This window comes from Streptomyces calidiresistens (assembly GCF_014141525.1).
GTDB classification, from domain to species: domain Bacteria; phylum Actinomycetota; class Actinomycetes; order Streptomycetales; family Streptomycetaceae; genus Streptomyces; species Streptomyces calidiresistens.
On the sequence record NZ_VKHS01000730.1, the window covers coordinates 1 to 2,739 of the forward strand.

General features: G+C 73.1%; 4 protein-coding genes. 3 read left to right on the plus strand and 1 reads right to left on the minus strand.

Annotated elements, in window-relative coordinates:
- From FOE67_RS22075 to FOE67_RS22080, 3 genes are all read left to right on the plus strand, one after another.
- On the plus strand, positions 1–1,237 hold a 1,237-nt coding region (locus tag FOE67_RS22075), incomplete at its 5' end, for a D-alanyl-D-alanine carboxypeptidase family protein (protein ID WP_182666592.1).
- A gap of 208 nt (positions 1,238–1,445) precedes the next feature.
- Positions 1,446–1,538 (plus strand): primase-helicase zinc-binding domain-containing protein, encoded by a 93-nt coding sequence (locus FOE67_RS30675; protein ID WP_368733042.1) that lies wholly within the window; start codon positions 1,446–1,448, stop codon positions 1,536–1,538.
- Entirely contained in the window at positions 1,510–1,695 is a 186-nt protein-coding gene (locus FOE67_RS22080) for a hypothetical protein (protein ID WP_143618254.1), read from the plus strand. The genes FOE67_RS30675 and FOE67_RS22080 overlap by 29 nt, the downstream gene beginning before the upstream one ends.
- Before the next feature lie 63 nt (positions 1,696–1,758).
- Here the strand turns inward: FOE67_RS22080 and FOE67_RS22085 are convergent, their stop codons facing one another.
- Positions 1,759–2,559: an HNH endonuclease family protein gene (locus FOE67_RS22085; RefSeq protein WP_182666593.1), complete on the minus strand. Its 801-nt coding sequence runs from the start codon at positions 2,557–2,559 to the stop codon at positions 1,759–1,761.
- Between the last annotated feature and the right edge of the window lie 180 nt (positions 2,560–2,739).

The following is a 2,739-nucleotide window of genomic DNA, read 5'->3' on the forward strand; positions in this document are numbered from 1 at the left end:
GCCGCCCACCCCCCTGCGCACCCTGCTGCGCCGGATCAAGATCTGGTCCCCGTTGGTGGTGCTGGTGGGCATTCTGCTGGTGGTGGCGCAGCTGCTGCGTCCGCTGCCGCTGCCGCAGGCGGTGATCACGGTCACCGACCGGTACACCTTCGAGGGCACCGCCGCCGATGTCCCCTGGCCGGCCTCGGGACAGGGTGCGCTGGACGTGGACGGCGTGGGCACCTTCGGCACGTTCGGGGAGCAGACGCCCGTCCCGATCGCCAGCGTCACCAAGACCATGACCGCCTACGTGATCCTGCGCGACCACCCCATGGGGCCGGACGAGGACGGCGAGTCCATCCCGATCGATCAGCGGGCCCAGGACGACTACGCGCTCGGGGAGACGCGCGGCGACTCCGTGGTGGACCTGCGGGCCGGGGACACCATCACCCAGCGCGAGGCGCTCCAGGGGCTGATGATCGCCTCGGGCAACAACGTGGCCTGGCTGCTGGCCCGGTGGGACGCCGGGTCGCAGGAGGCGTTCGTCGAGAAGATGAACGAGGCCGCGGCCGAGCTGGGCATGGAGGACACCGTCTACACCGACCCCAGCGGGTACGAGATGACGACCGTCAGCACCGCCGCCGACCAGGTGAAGCTGGGGCGCGCGGTGATGCGCGACGCGGTGTTCCGGCAGATCGTCGGCGTCTCGGGCTTCACCGACCAGTACGGCAACTCCTACTCCAACGGCAACTACCTGGTGCCGGTCAACGGCGTGGTGGGCATCAAGACCGGCAGCCGCACCGAGGCCGGCGGGAACTTCCTGTTCGCCGCGCGGCAGGAGGTGGACGGGGAGGCGATGCTGATCATCGGCGCCGTGCTGACCCAGCCCCCGCACCCCTCGGACAACTCCATCCGGACCGGTGCGGTGAGCGCGGGTGACGCGCTGATGCGCTTCGCGCAGGAGCAGTTGGTCACCGAGAGCGTGCTGGAGGCCGGGACGGTGGTCGGGTACGTGGACGACCGGCTCGGCGGCCGCACGCCGATCGTCGTGTCCGAGGACGTCCCCGCCGTGGGGTGGGCCGGGCTGACGGTGGAGCTGAACCTGGAGGCCGGGGAGGTGCCCTCGGAGGCGCCCGCCGGCACCGGGGTGGGGGTGCTCACGGTCGGCGACGGCGACGGGGCCGTCGAGGTGCCCGTGGAGTTGGGAGAGGACCTGACCGAGCCGGGCTTCGGCCCCCGCCTCACCCGGATCGGCTGACCGTCCGCCCCGGCGCCCCCGTTCCGCCCGGAACGGGGGCGCCGGGGCGCGTTCGGACCCGTCGGGGGTGCGCCGGTGCGCGGGTGTGTGTCCCGGGTGTTGAGAACACGTCACGGCCGTTCCCGTCACGGTCTCGGGGTCTGCCGGCGGGGCGCCCCTCGCGCTACAGTCGGTTTCCCGGCGGCTCGGGTGCGTGAGGGGGCGGTTGATGCGATGTCCATCGTGCGGCTCGGCCGACGGACGCAGGCTGAACAACGGCAACTGGGTGTGCAATGACTGTGGCGCGGTCACCGCAGGATGAGGCGGCGTGGCGGGACCTGGACCCGGCCACGCGGGAGCGACTGGACTTCCTCGACCCGGCGGACTTCACCGTGGGCCCGACCCCCGAGGCGGCCGAGCGCTGGGAGCGGCTGACGGCCACGCTGGACCGCGCGGAGCGGTACCCCTCGCAGCAGTGAGCCCGACGGCGGGCACGTCCCGGGGGCGGACCGGACGCCCGATCCGCCCCTCGGCCGACCGGCTCAGCCGGTGCAGGTGTCGAGCATCTCCGTCAGCATCGCCTGCTCGTCCGCGGTGATCGTCAGATCCCAGGCGTGCTTGGTGGCGGTCCAGGCCAAGCCGTACTCGCACCAGTACTCCTCGACCGGCTCCCAGTCGCCCGGGGCCTGGTCGCCCTTGGAGCGGTTGGAGCTCGCGCTCACCGCGATGAGCTGCGGGTTCTCCAGGTCGTTGGCGAACTCCCGGCGCTGCTCGTCGGTCCAGGAGTCGGCGCCCGAGCGCCAGGCGTTGGCCAGCGGCACCATGTGGTCGATGTCCACGTCCCCGGCCTCGGTGAGGGTGACGTTGTCGAAGGGGCTGAACCACTCGCCGGAGGTTGGTTGGCAGCGGTCGTCGGTCACCACGTCGGTGCCGTCGCGCTCCAGCACGATCTGTCGGGTGGTGCAGCCGTTCACGGTGATCCAGTGCGGGAAGGCCTCGCGCGAGTAGCCGGCCATCGAGCCGGGCTCGGCGACGGTCAACTCGGAGAGCTGCCGCTTCCCCTCCTCCACGGTGGGCATGCCGGGCAGTCGATCGGAGATCGAGCCGTCCCCGGAGCCGCCGGTCCCGCTCTCCTCGGGCAGGGACTCGTTCAGCGCGTCGTCCACGGCCTCCCGGAACTCGTCCGAGCAGCCGGTCAGTGCCGCGCACAGGGCGGTGACCAGGGCACCGGCGAGCAACGCGCCGCGGCGCCCCGTGGGCCGCCGGCTCCCCCCGGGAGCCGTCCGCGCCGGGTCGATCGTGTCCGTGGTCTCCCCGGTGTCCCGCCGACGTGCGTCGTTCATCGTCCCGCCCCTGTCCCTCGTCGTCCCTCGGCCTCGCCGCCGCCGTTCGGCGGTGATCGTACCCGTCGCCTCCCGGCCCCCAAGCGGGCATGCACCGGTCACCCGTACCCCGCGCACCGTCGTGCCCCGGGGGGCCCGTCCCGGCGGCGTGCGCCCGCCGTGCGCCCCCGGGTCCCTCCC

What these genes read in the sequence shown, in the direction of transcription:
- FOE67_RS30675 (WP_368733042.1), top strand. Translation starts at nt 1,446, where the DNA reads ATGCGATGTCCATCGTGCGGCTCGGCCGACGGACGCAGGCTGAACAAC.
- FOE67_RS22085 (WP_182666593.1), bottom strand. Translation starts at nt 2,559, where the DNA reads ATGAACGACGCACGTCGGCGGGACACCGGGGAGACCACGGACACGATC.
- FOE67_RS22080 (WP_143618254.1), top strand. Translation starts at nt 1,510, where the DNA reads ATGACTGTGGCGCGGTCACCGCAGGATGAGGCGGCGTGGCGGGACCTG.